The following is a 20,661-nucleotide window of genomic DNA, read 5'->3' as shown; positions in this document are numbered from 1 at the left end:
AGCATCGCGCCTCTTCGCTTCGCTGCAGGGTCGCTCCTGCTTGTTTTTCCCTAGGAAGCGATTTCGAGCGAACAAACGATTCTTTTCTGCAGGAGTCGTCGCGTGAGGATATAAGTCATCCCAGAGTAAAAAGCTTTATTAGTAGGCGACTTCGCCCATCCGGACACCACAAAAGCGATGCAATTCGACCGGATGTTCGATATTTGTCCGGTCCAGCATATCCTGCAGCAACAAGGCACAGATGTAGGCATCTTCTTTGGCATCATGGTGCTTAAACGAGACATTTAAAAACTCCGCCATCGTATTTAACTTGTGGTTCGGCAACCACGGATACAGTTTGCGGGATAACTTGACCGTACAGCCGTACTGAAAAGACGGCATTTGATACAAGTCGTACTTTTGAATCGCTTTTTGGAGTGCACCCATATCGAACGAGGCGTTGTGGGCGACGACAAGCTCTGCGTTCTCAATCAATTCAAATAGGCCGTGTGTTGCCATTGCTTCCGGTAAGGCCGGCGCATCCCAAACGTTACTCGGTCGAATGCCGTGGACCCGGATGTTGCCGGCATCAAAATCTTCCTCCGGATTGATTAAGACTTGTTGGCTCGTCACGACTCGTCCCGCGGATAAAACAGACCATCCGAAGGCACAGATGCTGCGGCTGTTCCGATTGGCCGTTTCAAAATCAATCGCGAGTGTATACGGTTGTGGCATACCATCCCTCCTTTTTTAACAGCATACCGTATTTCGCTTCGGAATGCATGTTCGCCTTTTGATAAACATAACCAACAACCCGTCAACGTGTAGGTTAACGGGTTGTTGGTTATTTTGCTTGAATGGCTTTTGCTTCCGGTTCCGCGTATTCGTCCGGTTTAAAGAGCATGATCCGGTCACGATAGGCAAACACGACGGCGGTCAAGACGGCCATCAGATCGGCGATCGGGAAAGCGAACCAGACCCCTTGCACTCCGAAAAAGAGGGGCAAGATCAAGACGAGTGGAATCGTGTATAACGTTTGCCGAGAGAGGGACAGGAACAAGGCGACCCGGGCCTTGGCGAGCGATTGATACATCCCGTTGATGATCATCTGAATGCCATAGACAAACGAAATCGCAAAAAGAATCCGCATCGCCGTCGAACCGTCGTTAAGTAACGTCGTATCTTCCGTGAACATCCCGACCCAAAAACGGGGGAACAGTTGAATCAACAGCCAGAGCGTGATCGATAACGTCAAGCCGTAGCGGATGGCCAGTTTGATGGCTTGTGACATCCGGTCAAACTGTTTTGATCCGAAATTGTAGCCGACAATCGGCTGCATCCCTTGGACAATCCCCATGATCGGCATGCCGACCAGTGCCATGAATTTATTGATGACGGCAAATGTCGCCAGTTCCGTCGTCCCGCCATAGCGAACCAACATATGATTGACCGTGATGAACAAAACGGACTGCGAGACTTGCATGATGAAAGAGGATGATCCGATTTGACCCATCCGGACAACCAGTTTCGGATCAAAGCGGAATGCTTCTCGATTCAATATCAAACTCGTCTTTTTTGCCTTTGTGAAAAAGAACCGGAAAATCAAGACGGAACCAACGATTTGGGCGACGACCGTCCCGAGTGCTGCTCCTTGAATCCCCCAGTCGAGTCCGAAGATAAACAGTGGCGTCAAGACGATATTGATGGCGACCGTCGTCAGCATGACACGCATCTGATAACTGGCGCGGCCTTCCGCCCGCAACATGGCGCTTGATGCCATCGTCAGCATGAAGAACGGGGACCCGAGTAACAGGACACGTAAGAAGTCGATGCTGTACGGCATGATTTCAGGTGTCGCTCCGAACAGACGCAATAACGGTTCAACGAAGATGAAGGCAGCTACGATCGCGAGCATACTGACGACGAAGACAACCATCAAGACGTTGGCATAGGCGCGACTCGCACCATCCAGATTTTTTTGACCAAGCCGCTGGGAAGCAATTGCCGCCCCACCGATTCCGACCGAATTGGAGATCGCCATCAAGACGAGCTGGACGGGAAAGGCGATTCCGACGGCAGCGACGGCAACAGTCCCGATGCCTTGGGCCACAAAAATCGTATCGACGATATTGTAAAGTGCTGTCACGAGCATACCAATCATCGCCGGCAGCGACAGCCCGATCAGAAGTTTATTAATGGGTGCTTCTCCTAGTCGGGCTGTATTTTTATTCATCATATGAGGAGAGCCTCCTTTTTTTAAAACAGGTAGATTGATTTTCATTCAGATTAGTCGCTTCGATGAACGGATGCAAGCAATCGAATCAGGCAATGTGCAAAATGATTTTTTTATCCAAAAAAGCATCCCACCCACAACTGGAGGAATGCCTGTTTCACAGAGTTGCTTTTTAAGACGGAGTCGGAAGATATCCTTTTGAGTATTCAAAGGCAATGAAGAGAATTGCGCCAAGCGCCAAGTAAGCGACTAACGTAATTGTCTGTTGTTTTTTCGGCATCTGATGATATTCGACCGATTTTTCAGCTTCGATCAATGGTTCGATCCGTTGATCAAGCCGGCGTAGTAACGCATCATAGTCATTGGCGGAATCATATTGATAACGTAACAAGTCGTCAGCAGCACTTTTTGCTTCTTCCGGACTGGCACTACGTAAATCTTGGAGATCGTGCCGGAGTGACCAGGCAATCGGGTCATACGTGGAACTCGGTGTGTCGTCGATTTCATCGATTGTCGGTTCGGCAGCCGTTTCCGTTGCCGCCAGTTGTTCCTGCTCGACTTTCGCTTGAAGGACACGACTGCGGGCGGCACGATACAACATCAGGACGGATTTATTGTCTTCGTATTGTTTCGCGAAACGGTATCGTTTCCAGACGGCACTGCCGCCTAAGAAGGCGATGAGTAACAGGATGATGCTGAAATGCGTGATGCCGTAGGCAATCAGTGCAGCGAGACCCGCTACCCAGACGACGATCGGCAGACCAGCTAAAATCCGTCCACCGTCAAGCGGACTGACCGGCAACAGGTTGAACAGGTTCAACAAAGCCCCCAAGTGGAAAATGACGAGCCAAAACTCGTTTCCCGTCAACGCATAACCAATCAAAAGCGGAATCAGGGACAGTAATCCGGCAAGCGGACCTCCGTAAGCTAAAATCGCTTCTTGTTTTGGTGTCCGGAACGTATCCTTGATACCGATGACAGCACCCATGAACGGAATAAAAATCGCCGGTCCCGTCTTGAAGCCAAGCCGTTTTGCAGCAGCTAAGTGCCCCATCTCGTGAATGAACAGGAGGTACAGCAAACCGATACCAAACCAGACGCCAAAAATTTGTGCATAAAACAATAACGAAATGCCGAACGAGATTAACGTTCCGCCAAATTTAGAGAACTTTAAGAGAGCGAGTAGGACTTTACCTTTCGAAAGCAAAAATGCACCTGCGACGGCTAGGCCTCCCCAGCGTTTTTTATCCATCGTTCATAACCTTCCTTCATCATCTGACTACTACCTCTAGTGTACGCTAAATGACAAAGGAAAGTTTCGTTTCAGGTGTCAATGGAACGTAATGTAGAAACAACTTCCACCGCCAGAACGTGCTTCACTTCCGACGGATAGATGATGGTGCTCCGCTAACGCGGCGGCAATCGAAAGTCCAAGACCGCTGCCAGAGCGGTCGCGTGCTTCATCCAGCCGGTAAAATCGATCAAACAGACGTTTCCGTTGTTCAGCAGATAAGTTCGTTCCGCGATCACGAACTTCTAAGCGGTCCGGTCGGAGATGGAGTTCTGGATCCTTCGCATATTTAATCGCATTGTCGATGAAGATCGTCAAAATACGGACGAGTGCTTCGTGGTTCGCGATGACGGTACCGGTTGCATCAACTCGAAGGTCGACCGCATACGCATGGTGCATCCGGTCAGCGACTTCCGTTCCCAGTTGTTTGAGATCAATGGTTTCCGTCGTCGTTTCTCCGTATCCGAGTCGTGACAATTCGAGCATTGGCTCGATCAGTCCGCTCCGCATCGTATGCGTTTCGTTCAGGATGTTACTGATCGATTCCTCCAGGACATCCGGATTCGTTTTGCCCCAGCGTTTCAGTAATTTCGCGTATCCTTCAATCACGGTCAGCGGCGTCTTCATCTCATGGGAGACGTCGGCGACGAACTGCCGTTGCTGCTCCATCGTTTGATCGACCCGTCCGATCATCCGGTTAAAGACTTTACCAAGTTGGCCGATTTCATCATTTTGTTGTTCCGGAACGGTCTCGAGTGTGCCCGAGTCAGAAATCCGTTCCATCGTCTGACTGAGTTGACGAAGTGGGCGTAACGTCTGATAGGCAATAAAGAAACTGCTGAGAAAGGCGATGATGAGAGCGACGAGCAAGACGATCGAGAAGGCGAAGATCAAGGTTGAAATCGTATCATCGACCGTATCATCTTCAAACAGATAGGCTTGATCTTGGTGGACAACACCAAACCAGTTTCCAGATTTAAACGGTTCGTCTCGTGTCGTCGGAATTCCGGGAAGATCACGCGCCTGGACGTCTCCATTGACCGTGGCAGAATCATCATCCTCTTCATCGTTCGTGATGACCCAACGTCCATCAACGCGTGACAAAACAACAGAGTCTTCATGTAATGTCAGCAAGGCACGGGTCGAGGAATCATCCTCCATCAGCTCTTCTGCCTGCTCGAGTTGGGTGAATCGAGATTCGATCAGATGATCCCGGACGACGTAAGTGACGACTAAAAAGGACAGGAGTAACAGAAGCGTCGTAAACAGCGTGACCGATAACGCCAATTTTGTCCGTAACTTCATCCTGTTTCCTCCCTTAAGACATAGCCGATTCCACGAACCGTCTGGATCAGAGGCGATCGACTGCGATCGATTTTTTTACGTAAATAGCGAATGTAGACGTCGACGATATTCGTTTCACCGAAATAATCATACCCCCAGACACGGTTCAGAATTTGTTCGCGCGTCAGAACGTGTTCCTTGTTTTCCATCAAGTAGGATAACAAATCAAATTCGCGCGGAGTCAAATCAAGTGGGACGTCGTTGCGAAACGCTTCATGCCGGTCCAAATCCAGTAAGACATCGGCATAATGCAACTGATTGGATTCGACGGCGGCACGTGTCGTCAAGCGGAGTAAGGCCCGGATCCGGGCCAACAATTCTTCGATTTCAAACGGTTTCGTCACATAATCATTGGCGCCGAGATCAAGACCAGCAACCTTGTCATACACTTCGCCTCGTGCCGTCAATAAGATGACGGGAACCGGATTACCTTTTCCGCGAAGCCGTCGAAGCACCTCGAAGCCGCTGAGCTCCGGCATCATCACGTCAAGTAAGACGAGATCGATGTCGTTCTCAGCAGCTACTAAGCCATCTTTACCGTTGAAGGCGACCTGCGTCGCGTATCCAGCGTGGTTTAACTCCAGTTCAAGTAGGCGGGCGATTTTCGAATCGTCCTCGACGATTAAGATGGTCGGTGCCATAGACTTCCTCCTTACGACTGTTCGTCGATTTCTGTCACTTGCTTAGATCCGTTCAACTCAAGTTCGACTTGTGAATCAACCTGTACATCATTATCCTGTTCCATGTTTTGCGCACGTTCAAACGTCACGTTTTTACCGTTTTGTTCAATGACGACTTGTGTGTCCGTCACACGGACCAATGCACCACGGATGTCTTGGTCTTCAGCTGCATCGTCTTCTTGACGGTCATCGTTCCGGTCGTCTCGATCATTTGCATCTTCCCGGTCGAGCTCTCGGACGAGACCGTTTTGAGTCAGTTCAAGTTTGACGTTGTCACCGGCTTGCGCTTGGTCGATCTCTGCTCGCTCGATGAAACGGTACGTTTGATCCGAACCATTTTGAGTCAAAACGATTTGTTCATTGGACAGTTCTTTGACGACACCGGTGACTTCATTGCGGTCATCGTCGGATGAATCGTCATCTCGACCATCACGATCCTCTTCCCGTTCGAGTTCACGGACAAGACCATCTTGCGTGAGCTCAAGTTGAATCCAGTCACCAGCCTTAGCTTGTTCGATGTCAGCAGATGAGGCAAACGAATACGACTGATCCGAACCATTTTGTGTGAGTGTCACTGATGTATCAGATACTTCTTTTAACGTTCCTTCCACTTCTTGATCGTCCTCACGAAACGCGCTCGGAAGTGATTGTTTGACGTTGCTCGAGACTTTTGTCGAAGCCGCTTCGACTTTCTGTTCGACTTGCCCGGAAGTCGTGACCGTTGAATTGACGAGATTGTGTCCTGGACCGGTGAATAGTAAGAAGGCTCCGGCACCTGTTAACACCGTTCCTGTGATGGCGATTGAAGCGAGACCGCGTTTTACAAAATTCTTTTTTTGCTTATCCGTACGTTTTTCGTTTGTCATGATGATTTCCTCCTCAGTAGTGGTAGCTGCTTTTCTTATTCTTAGAATAGCGCCCGCAAGTGAGAGGAGACTGAGGATTAGATTAAAATTTGATGAGAAATCAAATCGGTTTGATGAAACGGGCCGGATTCCCGCCGACGACAGTGTTCGGAGCGACATCCTTGACGACGACACTTCCGGCCGCGATGACGGCATTGTCCCCGATCGTCACACCCGGAGTGATGACGGCACGTCCGCCGATCCAGACGTTGTTTCCAATGACGACCGGTTTTCCGAATTCATAACCGCTGTTGCGTTCAACTGGATCGAGCGGATGAGCCGCCGTATAGATGTGGACGCCCGGCGCAAGCATGCAGTTGTCGCCGATCGTAATCGGACAAATGTCGAGCAGGACACAATCATAATTGGCATAAAAGCGGGCACCGAGCGTGATGTTATAGCCATAATCACATTTAAAAGACGGTTCAATGTAGAAATCCGTTTGCTCCGTCTGGAACAGTTGCTGGAGGAGAAGTTTTCGAGCAGGTAACTCTTCGATGCCGAGTTGGTTGAATTGATGGCAAAGCTTCTGAGCGCGCTTTCGATCAGCGACAAGCTCGGCATCCCCAGCTAAATACAACTGGCCTTGAATCATCTTTTCTTTTTCTGTCACATGAATCATCTCCTAATTATATGTATACCTTCATTAGACTAAATCAGACCGGCAGAAGCAACTCATACAAAAAAACGATTTTGATGTCGCCATCAAAACCGCTTTTTACTCTAGCATTCAATTAAGCGAGTTCAATTCCGCCTGTGACACCATAAATTTGTGCCGTCACATAACTGGCGTCATCTGAAGCGAGGAACACATAAACGCCCGAAAGCTCGACCGGTTGTCCACTCCGTTTTAGTGGTGTGTCTTGTCCGAATTCCGGAATATTTTCGCTCGGTTGGCCACCTGAGATTTGTAGGGGCGTCCAAATTGGACCCGGTGCGACGGAATTGACACGGATGCCTTTTGGCGCAACTTGTTTCGCAAGTCCGCGTGTAAATCCGTTGATCGCAAACTTCGTAGATGCATAATCAAGCAGGTTTGCACTTGGATTGTATCCTTGGACCGAAGTCGTCGTGATAATTGAAGCTCCTTCTTTTAATAGCGGCAGAGCAGCTTTGACGACCCAGAACAGCGAAAAGACATTGATTTCATATGTTTTGCGAAGTTGTTCCGTCGACAGGTCCATGATGTCCTCGACGGCTTGTTGTTTGCCGGCGACAAGGGCAAGAATATCGATTCCGCCAAGTGATTCGTGTGCTTCTTTGACGAGTTGCTGACAGAATGTTTCATCACTGAGGTCGCCCGCCAGTAAGTATGCTTTTTGACCTGCTGCTTCGACAAGTGCTTTAACTTCTTCAGCGTCTTGTTGTTCTTCCGGTAGATAGTTGAGAAAAACATCTGCACCTTCACGTGCATAAGCAATGGCAGCTGCGCGCCCGATTCCGGAGTCGCCGCCTGTGATCAAGGCTTTTTTCCCTGTTAATTTGCCTGATCCTTTATAACTTTCTTCACCACAATCGGGGACCGGTTCCATTTTTGCCTGAACAGCCGGTGCATCCTGATATTGTTTTGGGAAATCATCGTTGAAATACTGTGTAAGCGGATTGTTAGACTGTGACATGAATTGATTCCTCCTAGATAATGGTTTCATTTGCATAAGTAATATCTTCCCTGTCAATTCACGTCTAAACGTCAATTGATTAATCAAGTGAAGTTTTCAGCAAATGGAAAAGGGTCTCCAACAAGGCTGTAGCAACAGATTGTAGGGGACGATTGCATGACAAATAAAAAAATCGAAGTCCACGTGTGTGAACTCCGATTTTTAAAAAGATTGAGTCATTGATTAATTAGACACGTTCCGATGTCAGTTCTTTCATCCCTTGCAAAGCCGCTTGATTCAGTAAGTTCCACGGTTTGTTGTAGTGCGGTTGGAAGAAGAAGTCGACGAAAGCGAGTTCCTCGAGTGTCATCTCGTTTTGAATCGCGACGGATAATGTGTTCATCGCTTGTGTCAGGTCGACTTTTGAGATGATCTGCGCACCCACGACACGATGTGTTCCTGTTTCGTAGACAAGTTTCAATTGGACATCTTCAGCTGTCGGCATGAATTCAGGACGATAGGCATCTTTGACCGTCGTACTTGCTACTTCAAGACCAAAGAAAGGAGCAGCATCTTCCGTCAGACCGGTCGAAGCGATATTTAAATCGTACAACCGAAGACCGGATGTGCCTTGTGTTCCTTGATAACGAATCGTTGGGGCAAGTAAGTTTTTTCCGACGAGTGTTCCCATCCGGACGGCATTTGTGGCAAGTGGAATATACGCGTATGTCCGGGCCGGATTGTAATAGACGGCACAGCTGTCACCGGCAGCGAAGATGTTGGGATTACTCGTCCGCATATAGTCGTCGACGATGATGGCACCGTTCGGCAACATGTCGATTTGTCCTTTTAACAATTCCGTACTTGGTCGGAAGCCGACACAGAGAATGACGAGATCCGTCTCAAACGTTCCTTTATCTGTGACGACTTGTGTGACGTTGCCATCGACACCTGTGAAACTTTGGACGGTTTGGTTCAGTTCGAGGCGGATTCCACGATCTGTCAATTCGGTTTCAATGATGTCCGTGAACGAACGATCCAGGTATTTATTTAAGATACGATCGGCACTATCGATGAACGTGACGTCTTTACCGTATGCCTCGAACGCTTCAACGAGTTCTGCTCCGATGTAACCCGCACCAACGACGGTGATCCGCTGGGCATCCGTTGCTTTTTTAATGATCGTTTGCGCATGGTGGTAGTTTTTACAGAGTTCGATTTGGTTGAGCTCGATGCCTGGTAACATCGGAATGATTGGCCAAGAACCGGTCGTCATGATCAATTTGTCATACGTATCGTGAACGGTCTCACCGGTGACAAGATCTTTAGCGAGAATCGTTTGGTTAGTACTATCGATTTCTAGGACATCATGTTTTAAGCGCATATCGGCACCTAGTTCAGCTAATTCGTCTGGTGAAGAGTAAAACAACGATTCAGCATGTTCGACGACACCGCCGACATGAAGCGCGATACCACAAGAAAGGAAAGACACGTTATCGTTTCGTTCGTAAACAGTGATGTCCAGTTGTTCGTGTTGGGAAGCCAATTCTTTGACTGCTGCTGTTCCTGCGTGTGTACATCCGATGACTGCTACTTTCATGAGTAAAGTCCCCTTTTTGTTTGTTTGTGATTAATATCACATTCATTTGATAGTCTTAGTGTATTACTTCACAATGTCGTTTTCAAGTACTTTGTTCAGCGTTGAGCATAATAATGTCTAAATTGTGAATGAGTGAGCAAAAGTGGATATTAGGATAGATGTATCCGTTCATCTGTATCGTTTCTGTTAAAAACGTGTAAAACTGTTTCAGTTTCTGAAGTTCGGGTTATAATAAAGTGGAGAACAAAAACGAAACGAAAGGGTGGAAACCGATGGATACCGAGAGGACAAATCATCTATTCAGCTTACCTGATTTTTAGCAGTGCCAATCTTCATGGAACAGGAAGGTAATGGCTTGAAAAAAATCAGGGAGAGCGAAAATAGATGAATACCCAAACGGAACAACTACACCCTCTCCCATTTAAGATACGGGAGAGGACACTAACACATGAAACGAATCATCACCATCTTAAGCGGGACGCTACTCATGGCATTCGGCTACTATACCTTGAATGAACAATTTGGCTTGGCAGAAGGCGGATTTATTGGTCTGTCGTTACTCGGACGTTATTTTTTTGACATCAATCCGTCCATTTCAATGATCGTGCTCGATATTCCATTTTTCATCGGCGCCTTGTATTTTAAAGGCAAACGGTTTGTCAGTGAAGCACTCGTATCAGCCGGAGCCCTCTCATTATTTTATGAGATGTGGTACCGTCTGGATCTGTTTCATTTTCCGGAACAGGCTTGGCCGGCAACACTGATTGCGGCTGTCGCCAGCGGAATCGTGACAGGATACGGTTTAGGACTTGTCTTGAAAAGTGGCGCAGCGACCGGAGGAGACGATCTCTTGTCGATGGGACTTAGTAAGTTGACGGGGTTATCAATCGGAACGATCTTATTTGGATTAGATGCCATCGTCCTCGTCATCTCACTCGTCTATTTACCGCTTAGTCTGACGTTATACACCTTACTTGCCGTTGCAATCGCAGGTCGTGTTGTTTCCGTCATGACACGTGAACCAGTCGTTGTACCGGTTCCAGTAGCTGAACTGAAATGAAATGAACAAATCCCTCCTGACGTCAGGAGGGATTTTGTTTTACGATAAAAGAGTGTAGAAGAAAGGGGCCAAATAAATGATTAGACAAGCAACTGCTAATGACGCGGATCAAATCGCACCGTTGATTGAACAGGCGATTCATGAAATTGCTGAAACGCTGACCGGAACACAGGAAAAGGAATTAATTTTGGAACGGCTCGCGCTGTTCGTTACGCAAACGGGAAACCGGCTCAGTCACGAGAATATTCTCGTCAAGGAACTCGACGGGCGTGTCGTCGGCATCGTCATCGCATACGCGGGAGTGGATGCGGCACAGTTGGATGAACCGATTAAACGTCAGCTGCTCGCGTGGACAGGACAAGAGGTGCAGATTGATCAAGAGACGGAAGGAAACGTCTTTTATCTGGATACGTTGTCGGTTGATGCGGCATATGGTGGAAAAGGAATTGGGTCTGAGCTGCTGCAGGCAGCGGCGGATGAAGGGGAACGGCGTGGATTACGGGCGTTTACGTTAAATGCCGATCAGACGAATGCTGGTGCGCAACGCCTGTATCGGCGTCTTGGATTCGTCCCGGTCAAGACGATTGAAATCAGTGGCGGACAATTTGATTATATGGAACGACCGTATGCAACTTGAATGATGAGGGAAGTACTTCGAATTCGGTTCAAGATTCGTTGATACGCAGACAAGACTTCGCTTTCCGCGGGCGAAACGTGAGCCTCCGCGTCGCCTGCGCGACTTACGGGGTCTCATCTGTTCCGCTTTTCCCGCAGGAGTCTTCGTCTTGTCTGCTTCTCAACGACGTTTTGTTAAGCTGTTAAGATCGACACATTAAGAACCTGGATTCAAAAAATCACTCGCTTCACGCGACTCCTACAGGAAAAAACGCAATCGACTTGCGCTGTCAGAGACAAATAAGACCCGATTTTCTGCCTCATGGAGGCAGGAAAACTGGCTTGTATCTCGCCTGAGGAAAGCGCATGGAAAAGAGTGGTTTTTTATGTTCACTTCAACTAATAAGTTGAGAAGTGATAATTTGCTAATCATCTGAAAAAAATAAGGAAAAACAGAATCTTTATCTCGGAACTTCTTCATTCAATTTCAACTTGTATAACCGCGCTTCCGCATCCTCCGGTTCGAACCGGGGATCGCTCGTAAAGCAGAAAACTTCCGTCACTTCGATCGATACATCTGCCGCCCGTAACCGTTCGAGCAATCGTCCGGTCAGGTAGACTCCCTGTGATTTTGGTTCCGCCCGCCATTTGCTGACGGATCCAATCGGGACGATCGTAGCGTCAGGACGCGCCATCAAAAACTGACGTTCTTCTTCATCCGTAAAGATGGTCGCGGACGCCGGTAAACCGGTAATGGCTTCCGCCAGCTGAATCGTAGCCGGTTTGGTAGTCGCTTGTTGATACAAAGCGGTACTTCCGATCAGCAATTGAATACATAAAAACGGAACGAGCCAACGGACCGACAGATGTCGAACGAGTAAAACCACAAGCAGTAAGACGAGTGGTAAGACATGCCGCGGTTTATCGATGTTTTGGGCAAACCAGACCCAGAGAAAATAACCGGCTCCTGTAACGCTCCACCAGAGCGGGAACGAACGGAAACGTTGGCAAAACAACAATCCCGATCCGAGACCAATCCAAGTGGCAAATCCAAGACCATGCCAAACCATTTGTTTGATTGTCAATCCAAGTCGTTCCAACAGGGTGGCTTCATCCGTTTGCGCCGTGCCTCCCCAGTCCGAGAAATGACCCGTCACGAAGCTGAGTGACAATTGGGCAAAGGAAGCTGGTCCGCCGACAGAGAAGGCGACCGGTAACAGCCAGGCGAGTTGGGCGAGGAGCAGGACTGCCATCTCTGACACCACTTGCCAAGCGTCACGCCGCACTTGCCACAGTAAAAACAAGAGGATGATCCCAAACGGTGCATAGGATAAGCGGGTCGCCATCAACAGTCCGAACAGGATATACGGCAGGAGACGGAAATGATGATGCCGGGCGCGTTCGACACTCCAGAGAAACCAACAAAGAACACCGAGTGCGAGACCGTCCGACATCCCGGTCGCGGACAAGACGACAAGGGAAGCCGTCGACACGACCGTAAAAGCAGCCAGCAGACGAACCGCATCGAATCGTCTGCGTTTGAACAGCAGGTACAGCGGAATCAGTCCACTGGCAAAGCCGAGCGTCGAGACAACGCCAAGGGCACGGACGGGATCAAGTCCGAGTCGTGCGAGCCCCGTCGCAAGCAAAATAAAAAACGGATACCCGGGGAAGTGCGGCTGTAAATTGGCTAAATCGTATTGTCCGACCGCTAAGGTGAAGTTTGCGATATCGTAGCTGGCAACGTAAGGGCTGACCCAATAGAGGCGTCCTGCGAGACAACCGAGTATCAGCAAGACAGCCATGAAAAAAAGCGATCGTCCACGTCGTTGTGGATGACCGCTTCGAACCGTCACGAGACCTCCTTCAGTTTCTTGACGGTTTTTGGCGCGCGATTTTGACGCATCAACATGAAGCCGGCGAAAGCGAAGTATCCCCACCAGGCGAAAACTTGTTCGATGGACGGATTATGACTGTAGCCGAACATCGCAGCCATGAACGTACCGATTTGACCGCTGATCAACGTCGTGTTGCCCGTATCCCGCAAATACTGGACCTGATCAATGTAGTGTTCCGGCATGAAGGCGACGATGTTGTAGAGGGCAGCCGGTGTACCGTCCGCATTCGTCAACAGACTGCCGAGTAAACCAAGATCTTGGAACCGGCCAATCGTCTGGACGAGCATGCCGGCAGCAATGAACAGAATCAAGACGCCGGTCACTTGGAAAAAGCGTTTGACGGGAATCTTCATCGTCCCAGAGACGAACAAGTAACCGAAGATCAAGGCGAGCAGGAGACCGGAGACGGCACCATAACTCGTTAAGACTTTTTCGATTTCTCCACCCGAGATGGCGGCGAAGAAGAAAACCGTTTCAATGCCTTCACGGACGATGACGAGGAACGAATGGACAATCATCGTGATCGCACTACCCGTCGAGACGGCAGCCGCGACTTTTGCTTGTGAGGCCTTCTGATTTTCCTTTGCTTCTTTGCCCATCCACAGCACCATGTGGGTCAAGAGGAAGACAGAGATGATCATGATCCCAAGACGTAAATACGTATCGCTGCCGAAACTGGCGAAACTCGTAAAGACGACTTGGAACAGGAAGGCGACACCTAAACTCGCGAGTAAGGCAAGTCCGACACCGGCGTAGACCCATTTTTTATATTGTGGTGCATTGAGCCGATCGAGGTAACCGAGAATCAAGCCGACGATCAAGACGGCTTCGAGACATTCGCGAAGAGTGATTAAAAACGCCTGAAAATCCATGTATCTTCCTCCTTATTGAGCGCGTCGTTTCTTACGCTGACCGATGATGACGATGACGATTAAGATGATGACGAGACTGATGGCGACCGTTTTCCAAATGTCATCCGTCCCAAAGGATTGACCGAAAATCGAATCCTCTTCATCGAAGACACCGGTCTTCTCCTCACCCGGCAAAACGAACAGCGGGGTGACCGTATCTTCAATCTGTTTAATGTTTTGATCAAATGTTTTTCGATCGCTTGCTTTTTTCCCGACCCCGAACAAACCGGGGTTTCCAAGAGCGGCAAGTGAATCATCAAAAGCAGTATACAATGAATCACTTGTCTTTGCACCCTCACTTTCCTTGACGTAAGGCGCAAGTACATCGTACGTGCCACGCGCTTTGGCAAGCAATAACTTCGCCTGTCCAAAATCATCGAATTGTTCCTGTGCGAAGTGAAGGCGACGTTCGATGTTTTGGCGCAGGGCGACCCGATAGGCTTGTTTTGCTGAATCGGCATCTTTCTCTGCTAAGGCTGCATCGATTTTGTCTTTTGCTTCCGGGAAATAGAGCGTAAACTCCTTGTCGTAGGCATCAATTGTTTCTCTGGCTAACGTGTAATCGTTTTGGTCGAGCTGTTCTTCAAACTGCTTATAGGCTTCCGCGAACGCTTCCTTTCCGGGATCGCCGTAGCTGTAGGCGAATGCCGGCAACGGGGTGATGATCAGGAACAAGAAGGCAATGACGGTGATGAAAAGCGGTTTTCTCATCCGAGATGCTCCTTTCGTTCAAAACGTTCTTCAGACGACAGTGGGACGATCGGGCGACGCCACTCCCGGTAAATCGCAGGGAGGACACGCTGGATATAATTCAAGCGAATAAAGGACTTTCCGGCTTCCCGCACACGGTAACGAATCGGGACTTCATGCAGCCGGAACCCTTTTCGAACAAGATTCAATGTCAGCACTTGGGCATAGTTATAGTCGTGGATGATTTCCGCGTGTTTACACGCCGCACGGGAAAAGGCACGCATGCCGCTTTGTCCATCGTAAATCCGACGTTTTAATAAGACACACTGTAACCAGGTAAAGACATGATTGCCGATATACCGATACAGGCGCATGCCGTCGACGGTTCCAAGAAAACGGGAACCAAACACGTAGTCTGCCTCGTCCAAAAGGATCGGCCGGACGACATCCGGAATCTGATCGGCCGGATATTCGTTATCCGCATCAATCATGACGGCGACAGTCGCCCCGTGTTGGTAAGACTGGCGAAGTCCTTCGCGGACGGCGGCACCTAAACCATGGTTGTGTTCAAAGCGGTAGACGATTGCTCCGTGTTGCCGGGCGATCTCGGACGTTGCATCGGTTGATCCGTCATCGATGACGATCGTTTCAACAGGAAGTCCATCGATGTTAGTCGGGATTCGTTTAAGCACAAGCGGTAAGGAAATTTCTTCGTTATGTGCCGGTAAAAAAACGACGATTTTTTTCATGAGGATTCCTCCTTAAAGGCTTCCGTAAGCAAGACACCCCGGCTGTCGTGCGGGATATCGGCACCAAGCAGCTTCGAAACAGTGGGTCCAAGTGACAGGATATGCCGGTGCGTATCCACTTTCAGACCGGCATGGATGTGTTTGCCGTACATCCAAAACGGAACAAACCGTTCGCCTTCATCGAGGTGACCATGACCGCCGATGCCGTCGGCTTGTCCATGATCCGCCATGACGATCAGTGTCGCATCGTCGAGCTTCCCGAGCCGATCGAGTTCCTCACAAAATTCAGCCAGTAAGGCGTCCGCTTCTTCGATTTTTTGGACATATTCGGAGTAAAGTGTTCCGCGGCTGTGCCCGGTCTGATCGGTCCCGATCAGTTGAATCGCCAGTAAGTCCGGATCTTCTTGGTGGACGATTTGTTTGGCCCGGTCGATGATGTTCCGATCCGCGACATCATTATGCATGACGGCTGTCACCGTGTGGACGTCCTTCGCACCAAACGCATCAACGAGATGAGCGATTCCGAGAATCTTACCGGTTTTCCCGACGTCGCGCAACCGGTCAAAGACAGTATCGGTTTTGACACCCGTCGTATTCCAGACCATGTTCGAATGGATCCCGTGTTCTTCCGGGCGGGCACCGGTGAACATCGAGCTGAAACAGACGACTGTTCGAGCCGGATAGACCGTCTCCATGTTCGTGTACTCGGTGCCTTCCTGCCGGAGGCGTTCGAGGAACGGCGTGTCTGCTGCCATGTACCGATCTTTTCGCATCCCGTCGACAATCAGGACATAGACTTTATTAGATGTCGGAATCGGTGCATCGACGGTCGTTTCGGTCGGGAGCTTTGGTTTCCAGTCAAACAGGTAATGATGCAAGATCCAAGCGAACACGAACAGCCCAAGTGGGAACCAAAGATAAGACCAGTCGAGGGTCTGTTCGATTGAGGCGGTTTGCCAATAGGCGAGTAACAGACCGACTTTCGGTAGTTGTTCTTGGGCATTCCCACTCGTCGAGTCACTGTTTTTGAGGACTAACTTCCAGAAACGAGTGAAGTTAAGCCAATCTGTCCCGATCCGGAGATGGTAATAAATCGTTCCCCAGAAAAAGACCGTAAAGAAGAAATAGAGACCTGCTCCATACGCGAACAAGGGGAGTAGTCGAGAGTCGGTACCTTCGATAAAGAACCAGACAATCAACGGAAGCCACAGGTAATTCCGTAGAAAGAGCGGGAAATCAAACTTCCAATATAAGAGCAGTAACGGAAGTGTCAGCAAAAAGCCAAAGCCAACACCACTTAAGGTCTGTTGGAACAACAAAGTGTAGCTGAGGAAAACACCGATCGTAAAAATGGGAGTGAACGGTTTTCCTTCATTCAATAAGTTCCACATGCGTGCAGCAATTTTTTCAAAACGGGAAGCACTTTTCATCAATGTCATCCTTTCTGATCGTGCTCCTTAAACTGGTTGAAGAGTTGTTTCACGATTTTGAAGTGTCGGACACCTACATAAAGAGGGGCCAAAAAGGCAAAAGCGTATTTAAAGACATGTGTCATCAAGGCAAGTTCATAGGGATGTGGAACATCCGCTAACTGCAAGACGGTCCCCATCGCAAGTTCATACGTCCCGAGTCCACCCGGCGTAAACTGGGCAATCCCGGATAAGACGCCCGCACTCATTGCGATTAGAACAATCGGAAAAGCGACGGTGACGTCAGCACCTTGAAAGAGGCAAAAAACAGCGCCGGCTTCACACATCCAAGCAAGTGCACCATAGCCGATCAACGGATAAATCGTTTTGATGAATCGACGGACCAGCAGTAGTGCGAGTAGACCGAGGATACAGGCGACCCCGGCCACCCATACCGTCTGTCCTAATAATAACCCGGTAGCGACGAAAAGACCGAGTACGGATAGGTCGATGCCGCGTTGGGCGACAAAAATCGCCGTTGTCCGTTTCATCGGACTACCGATGGCGCGTGCGGTCAGCAAACGCACTGCTTCCCCGAGTTTGACGGGGGAGAGGTGATTGATGGCGAGTCCCAGATAGAGACTCGTCAGATAGACCGCAGTGGGACCTGTTTTTTCATCGGCGTTTCGCCAAGCAAGCGCCCGTAAATAAAAGGCGAAAGCATAGGTGACGGTAGCGGCAACTGTCCAGGAAGATGTCAACAGGGTTTGGAGATCGTCGTAAACAACAGGCAGTTCCAGTCCAAAACGAACGAGTAAAAAAAGAGCTGCAAACGTCAGAAAGACGCCCGCAGCCCCACGTATCACAGGCGATCGAGATGCCATGTGATCATCCGTTCAATTCCATCAGCGAGCGTGACGGATGGAACATAACCGAACGTCTGCCTTGCCGCATCGGTGTTACTCCATGTCATTGAAACATCTCCCGCCCGTGCGGGAGCAAATGCTACCGGCACGTCAAACCGTTTACCGAGCATTGCTGCAACGTCTTGAACTGACTCCGGACGGTTGGCACCTAGATTGAAAATACCGGTTGCCTGTGCTTCCAGCGCTTGTTCCATTCCCCGTGTGATGTCGTCAATATAAGTGAAGTCTCGAACCGGTTTACCGAAAACCGTCAACGGTTGACCGTGTAAGGCGTGTTCGATGAACCGATACAGCGCCATATCCGGTCGGCCGTACGGACCATAGACAGTGAAGAAGCGGAAGATGCCGATTTGTAGACCGTACAGATTCTGATAGGCCTGACAAAATGTCTCAGCACTGTATTTCGCTGCCGCGTAGGGACTCATCACTTGTCCGGTTGCTTGATGTTCAACAAGTGCACCCGTCTGTTCACCGTAGACGGAGGATGAAGAAGCAAAAAACAGATGCGGAATGGAATGTGTGCGCGCTGCTTCAAGAACGGTCACTGTCATCGCGATATCATCCTCGATGTACCGGTGCGGTTCCGCCAACGAGCCGGGTACACCGGGCAAGGCGGCGAGATGAAACAGGGCGGCAAAGGAACGGGAGGCGCACCAAGTCGCCATATCCTCATGCACGTTCCCTTCAATGACCTCAATCCCGTGCTGTTGCAAAAGATGAGCCCGTTCCAGTTTCAGTTTAACGTCATAATAATCTGTGAAAGCATCGATGACACTAACGGTATGACCACTCGCTTGAAGGCGAAGCGCGAGGGCCGCTCCAATGAAACCTGCGCCACCTGTGATTCCAATTTGCATGTCGCGCCCCTCCATTTCCAGTCGTTTAGTTAAGCGGCTCTAAAGCGTCAATGACTTTCTTGCCTGTCTCTTCAGCTTTCACGTCGCCTTTTTCAACCATTGCATACCAGTCATTGGCGTCAGACAGCACTGTGCTGGCTTGTTCTTTTCCGAGACGACTCTCAAGTGTCGGTTTCATCGCAATGACGAACATGTTTGCTTCCATCGCTTCGACCCGTGCCGTATCAACATCTTTTTTCTCAAGTGCTTCTTGTGTTTCTTCGTGGTATCCGTCAATTTTTGCAGTTAATGCTTTGGCAAATAAGCTCTCCACTTCTTTGTACTTAATACCTTCAGGTTTTGTTTTTGAGAAATCATAAAGATCTTTTAGTTTAGTGACTGCTTCTTCATCTCCACCAGCCAGTGATTCCTCAATAGCAAGCAAGAAACCATATCCTTCGGCTTGCTCCATCTGTAATTCCTTCTCATCTGTACCTGCTTTAACGCCTTCTTCTACTTTTTGCGCATAACCGAGAGATGCAAGGTAGAACGACCGGTAGATTGATTTATCCGTTAGCTGTTTAGCCACGTTGAAATCGGCAGGCTTTTTCGCCGTGATCGCTTCTTCCTGTGCCGTCAACCCAGAATTGATGGCTTGAGCGATGGAGTCTTCGTTTTTAAAGCCGTAACTTGCATCCCGTTTTTCGGCAGTCGGGATGAAGACCGTTTCTGACATGTCTTTAATATCGTTCAGTGCAGCTGTCGCTTCGTCCGTTTTGCCGGCCGCAACGGCTTCTTCTGCTGTCGCTTGTGTTGATTTTTGGAGTTTATAGAAGTAAGACTGAATGCCTTTGTCGACAAGTTGACGGGCAACGTTCTCATCCAGTTCTTTTGATTCGACACCCGCCAATGCGGAACTGATGACTTCTTCGATTTCAGGAGCAGCGGTCGAGACGCCGCCTTTTAATTTTGAGTCATAACTCGTCGTAACCATTTTCCAGTCGATGGCTTGACCTTCTTTTGCTTTGTCGAGCTCCGCCTTGATAGAACTGAAAATCGTCAATTCATCTTTTAAAGTCGTTGCCGCAATACCGGCGTTGGTTTTCGTCTCCGATGTTTGCTCTGTTTTCTCTTTTTTCGGAGCCGTCGTCGTTTCTTCGCTGTTGCCACAAGCAGCAAGTAATCCTGCCGTAATGAAGAGTGATGCTACCTTAATTCGTTTTTTCATAATCGATTCCCCCAGAATATATAATTAGTTGATAAAATGATGTTGTTTTCACAAATCTAACTATAGCGAGAATAATTCTCATTGTCAATTGAACTTTAAAATGAAAAAAATGGCTCTCGAGAAGCCTCGGAAGCCATTTTAAGGTGATGTTTTACTGAACTTGGTCATACAGTTTCGTGAGATACGCAAATACTTCGTCAGAAGCTTGGAACATCATGACCGAGTGACCAAAGATCGCTGCCGGATTAAAGCCATGATCCAAGTCGATCGTCGAAGCAATCGTCACATCACGGTCGCTGTCGAGAACGACACGGAAGTATTTGAACTCTTGGTTAAAGTCGTTGATAGCATTTAAGATAGGTAAATCTTCGACACCGTCTGGTACATGTGTAATCGTCCGAGCGAACAATTCGACATCCGTTGCTGTTTTGCTGAAGACGATCATCATCATCGGTTCAGCACCAGATGGCGTTTTTTCTTGTGTCATGAAGAAGACATGTGTTTCGTTCTCACGTGCTTCCATCGGGATGCCTTTTTCGACTAAGAAAGCTTGGAACTCTTCCAGATACTGTTGCTGAACAGCTGTGACGCCGTTCTCATTTGTTTCTGGCTGACTGTTTTGGTTAATCGGTGTGACTTTGTTATCGTTCGTGTCTTTTGAGTTACGATCCTGGTCCATTTAAAAATCCCCCTTATAGATACTGTAATC

General features: G+C 48.9%; 20 protein-coding genes. 2 read left to right on the top strand and 18 right to left on the bottom strand.

Going from position 1 to position 20,661, the window contains the following annotated elements; genetic code table 11:
• Positions 1 to 138 precede the first annotated feature (138 nt).
• The 9 genes from P404_RS0107030 to P404_RS0106990 form a co-directional block, all read right to left on the bottom strand.
• Positions 139 to 714 (bottom strand): 3'-5' exonuclease, encoded by a 576-nt coding sequence (locus tag P404_RS0107030; protein WP_026830386.1) that lies wholly within the window; start codon positions 712 to 714, stop codon positions 139 to 141.
• A gap of 109 nt (positions 715 to 823) precedes the next feature.
• Positions 824 to 2,215 (bottom strand): MATE family efflux transporter, encoded by a 1,392-nt coding sequence (locus tag P404_RS0107025; protein ID WP_026830385.1) that lies wholly within the window; start codon positions 2,213 to 2,215, stop codon positions 824 to 826.
• A 169-nt stretch (positions 2,216 to 2,384) separates the two neighbouring features.
• Entirely contained in the window at positions 2,385 to 3,464 is a 1,080-nt protein-coding gene (locus P404_RS0107020) for a site-2 protease family protein (RefSeq protein ID WP_026830384.1), read from the bottom strand.
• A gap of 78 nt (positions 3,465 to 3,542) precedes the next feature.
• Positions 3,543 to 4,808, bottom strand: a complete 1,266-nt coding sequence (locus P404_RS0107015) for a sensor histidine kinase (protein ID WP_026830383.1) — start codon at positions 4,806 to 4,808, stop codon at positions 3,543 to 3,545.
• Positions 4,805 to 5,488 carry a response regulator transcription factor gene (locus tag P404_RS0107010; RefSeq protein ID WP_026830382.1) on the bottom strand — a complete coding sequence of 228 codons (684 nt, stop codon included), beginning with the start codon at positions 5,486 to 5,488 and terminating at the stop codon, positions 4,805 to 4,807. The genes P404_RS0107015 and P404_RS0107010 overlap by 4 nt, the downstream gene beginning before the upstream one ends.
• An 11-nt stretch (positions 5,489 to 5,499) precedes the next feature.
• Positions 5,500 to 6,393, bottom strand: coding sequence for a hypothetical protein (locus tag P404_RS0107005; protein WP_026830381.1), 894 nt, complete (start codon positions 6,391 to 6,393; stop codon positions 5,500 to 5,502).
• A 100-nt stretch (positions 6,394 to 6,493) separates the two neighbouring features.
• The gene (locus tag P404_RS0107000; RefSeq protein ID WP_026830380.1) at positions 6,494 to 7,045 is read right to left on the bottom strand and encodes a maltose acetyltransferase domain-containing protein; all 552 of its coding nucleotides are present in this window, start codon (positions 7,043 to 7,045) and stop codon (positions 6,494 to 6,496) included.
• A 121-nt stretch (positions 7,046 to 7,166) separates the two neighbouring features.
• Entirely contained in the window at positions 7,167 to 8,051 is an 885-nt protein-coding gene (locus P404_RS0106995) for an SDR family oxidoreductase (RefSeq protein ID WP_026830379.1), read from the bottom strand.
• Positions 8,052 to 8,277: 226 nt separating this feature from the next.
• Positions 8,278 to 9,630, bottom strand: a complete 1,353-nt coding sequence (locus P404_RS0106990) for an FAD-dependent oxidoreductase (protein ID WP_026830378.1) — start codon at positions 9,628 to 9,630, stop codon at positions 8,278 to 8,280.
• A 448-nt stretch (positions 9,631 to 10,078) separates the two neighbouring features.
• Here P404_RS0106990 and P404_RS0106985 point away from each other — a divergent pair, with 448 nt between their 5' ends.
• Both P404_RS0106985 and P404_RS0106980 read left to right on the top strand, forming a co-directional pair.
• Positions 10,079 to 10,690 (top strand): YitT family protein, encoded by a 612-nt coding sequence (locus tag P404_RS0106985; protein ID WP_014971549.1) that lies wholly within the window; start codon positions 10,079 to 10,081, stop codon positions 10,688 to 10,690.
• A 76-nt stretch (positions 10,691 to 10,766) separates the two neighbouring features.
• Positions 10,767 to 11,327 carry a GNAT family N-acetyltransferase gene (locus tag P404_RS0106980; protein ID WP_014971548.1) on the top strand — a complete coding sequence of 187 codons (561 nt, stop codon included), beginning with the start codon at positions 10,767 to 10,769 and terminating at the stop codon, positions 11,325 to 11,327.
• A gap of 439 nt (positions 11,328 to 11,766) precedes the next feature.
• Here the strand turns inward: P404_RS0106980 and P404_RS0106975 are convergent, their stop codons facing one another.
• The 9 genes from P404_RS0106975 to P404_RS0106935 all read right to left on the bottom strand — a co-directional run bounded on the left by P404_RS0106975 (position 11,767) and on the right by P404_RS0106935 (position 20,631).
• Positions 11,767 to 13,161: a hypothetical protein gene (locus P404_RS0106975; protein ID WP_026830377.1), complete on the bottom strand. Its 1,395-nt coding sequence runs from the start codon at positions 13,159 to 13,161 to the stop codon at positions 11,767 to 11,769.
• Positions 13,158 to 14,075 carry an FTR1 family iron permease gene (locus P404_RS0106970; RefSeq protein WP_026830376.1) on the bottom strand — a complete coding sequence of 306 codons (918 nt, stop codon included), beginning with the start codon at positions 14,073 to 14,075 and terminating at the stop codon, positions 13,158 to 13,160. Before P404_RS0106970 ends, P404_RS0106975 begins: the two co-directional genes overlap by 4 nt.
• A 12-nt stretch (positions 14,076 to 14,087) precedes the next feature.
• Positions 14,088 to 14,825 carry a hypothetical protein gene (locus P404_RS0106965; RefSeq protein WP_014971545.1) on the bottom strand — a complete coding sequence of 246 codons (738 nt, stop codon included), beginning with the start codon at positions 14,823 to 14,825 and terminating at the stop codon, positions 14,088 to 14,090.
• Complete coding sequence (locus P404_RS0106960) at positions 14,822 to 15,553, bottom strand: glycosyltransferase family 2 protein (RefSeq protein WP_026830375.1); 732 nt, start codon at positions 15,551 to 15,553, stop codon at positions 14,822 to 14,824. Before P404_RS0106960 ends, P404_RS0106965 begins: the two co-directional genes overlap by 4 nt.
• Complete coding sequence (locus P404_RS0106955) at positions 15,550 to 16,983, bottom strand: alkaline phosphatase family protein (RefSeq protein ID WP_026830374.1); 1,434 nt, start codon at positions 16,981 to 16,983, stop codon at positions 15,550 to 15,552. The genes P404_RS0106960 and P404_RS0106955 overlap by 4 nt, the downstream gene beginning before the upstream one ends.
• Before the next feature lie 5 nt (positions 16,984 to 16,988).
• Positions 16,989 to 17,846, bottom strand: coding sequence for a lysylphosphatidylglycerol synthase domain-containing protein (locus P404_RS0106950; RefSeq protein WP_026830373.1), 858 nt, complete (start codon positions 17,844 to 17,846; stop codon positions 16,989 to 16,991).
• On the bottom strand, positions 17,825 to 18,745 hold the full coding sequence (locus P404_RS0106945) for an NAD-dependent epimerase/dehydratase family protein (protein WP_026830372.1): 921 nt from the start codon (positions 18,743 to 18,745) through the stop codon (positions 17,825 to 17,827). Before P404_RS0106945 ends, P404_RS0106950 begins: the two co-directional genes overlap by 22 nt.
• A 25-nt stretch (positions 18,746 to 18,770) precedes the next feature.
• Positions 18,771 to 19,952: a hypothetical protein gene (locus P404_RS0106940; RefSeq protein ID WP_026830371.1), complete on the bottom strand. Its 1,182-nt coding sequence runs from the start codon at positions 19,950 to 19,952 to the stop codon at positions 18,771 to 18,773.
• Positions 19,953 to 20,103: 151 nt separating this feature from the next.
• Positions 20,104 to 20,631 carry a type III secretion system chaperone family protein gene (locus P404_RS0106935; protein ID WP_012371690.1) on the bottom strand — a complete coding sequence of 176 codons (528 nt, stop codon included), beginning with the start codon at positions 20,629 to 20,631 and terminating at the stop codon, positions 20,104 to 20,106.
• Positions 20,632 to 20,661: the final 30 nt, after the last annotated feature.

Origin of the sequence: Exiguobacterium antarcticum DSM 14480, from assembly GCF_000685865.1 — a bacterium.
GTDB classification, from domain to species: domain Bacteria; phylum Bacillota; class Bacilli; order Exiguobacteriales; family Exiguobacteriaceae; genus Exiguobacterium_A; species Exiguobacterium_A antarcticum.
This window is presented reverse-complemented; position numbering and strand designations above follow the sequence as displayed.

Bases quoted from the DNA above. Each gene is read 5' to 3' on its own strand.
- P404_RS0106980 (WP_014971548.1), top strand. From the start codon at position 10,767: ATGATTAGACAAGCAACTGCTAATGACGCGGATCAAATCGCACCGTTG.
- P404_RS0107020 (WP_026830384.1), bottom strand. From the start codon at position 3,464: ATGGATAAAAAACGCTGGGGAGGCCTAGCCGTCGCAGGTGCATTTTTG.
- P404_RS0106995 (WP_026830379.1), bottom strand. From the start codon at position 8,051: ATGTCACAGTCTAACAATCCGCTTACACAGTATTTCAACGATGATTTC.
- P404_RS0106985 (WP_014971549.1), top strand. From the start codon at position 10,079: ATGAAACGAATCATCACCATCTTAAGCGGGACGCTACTCATGGCATTC.
- P404_RS0106945 (WP_026830372.1), bottom strand. From the start codon at position 18,745: ATGCAAATTGGAATCACAGGTGGCGCAGGTTTCATTGGAGCGGCCCTC.
- P404_RS0106935 (WP_012371690.1), bottom strand. From the start codon at position 20,631: ATGGACCAGGATCGTAACTCAAAAGACACGAACGATAACAAAGTCACA.
- P404_RS0106965 (WP_014971545.1), bottom strand. From the start codon at position 14,825: ATGAGAAAACCGCTTTTCATCACCGTCATTGCCTTCTTGTTCCTGATC.
- P404_RS0107025 (WP_026830385.1), bottom strand. From the start codon at position 2,215: ATGATGAATAAAAATACAGCCCGACTAGGAGAAGCACCCATTAATAAA.
- P404_RS0107005 (WP_026830381.1), bottom strand. From the start codon at position 6,393: ATGACAAACGAAAAACGTACGGATAAGCAAAAAAAGAATTTTGTAAAA.
- P404_RS0106955 (WP_026830374.1), bottom strand. From the start codon at position 16,983: ATGAAAAGTGCTTCCCGTTTTGAAAAAATTGCTGCACGCATGTGGAAC.
- P404_RS0107015 (WP_026830383.1), bottom strand. From the start codon at position 4,808: ATGAAGTTACGGACAAAATTGGCGTTATCGGTCACGCTGTTTACGACG.
- P404_RS0106970 (WP_026830376.1), bottom strand. From the start codon at position 14,075: ATGGATTTTCAGGCGTTTTTAATCACTCTTCGCGAATGTCTCGAAGCC.
- P404_RS0107010 (WP_026830382.1), bottom strand. From the start codon at position 5,488: ATGGCACCGACCATCTTAATCGTCGAGGACGATTCGAAAATCGCCCGC.
- P404_RS0106990 (WP_026830378.1), bottom strand. From the start codon at position 9,630: ATGAAAGTAGCAGTCATCGGATGTACACACGCAGGAACAGCAGCAGTC.
- P404_RS0107030 (WP_026830386.1), bottom strand. From the start codon at position 714: ATGCCACAACCGTATACACTCGCGATTGATTTTGAAACGGCCAATCGG.
- P404_RS0106940 (WP_026830371.1), bottom strand. From the start codon at position 19,952: ATGAAAAAACGAATTAAGGTAGCATCACTCTTCATTACGGCAGGATTA.
- P404_RS0106960 (WP_026830375.1), bottom strand. From the start codon at position 15,553: ATGAAAAAAATCGTCGTTTTTTTACCGGCACATAACGAAGAAATTTCC.
- P404_RS0106950 (WP_026830373.1), bottom strand. From the start codon at position 17,846: ATGGCATCTCGATCGCCTGTGATACGTGGGGCTGCGGGCGTCTTTCTG.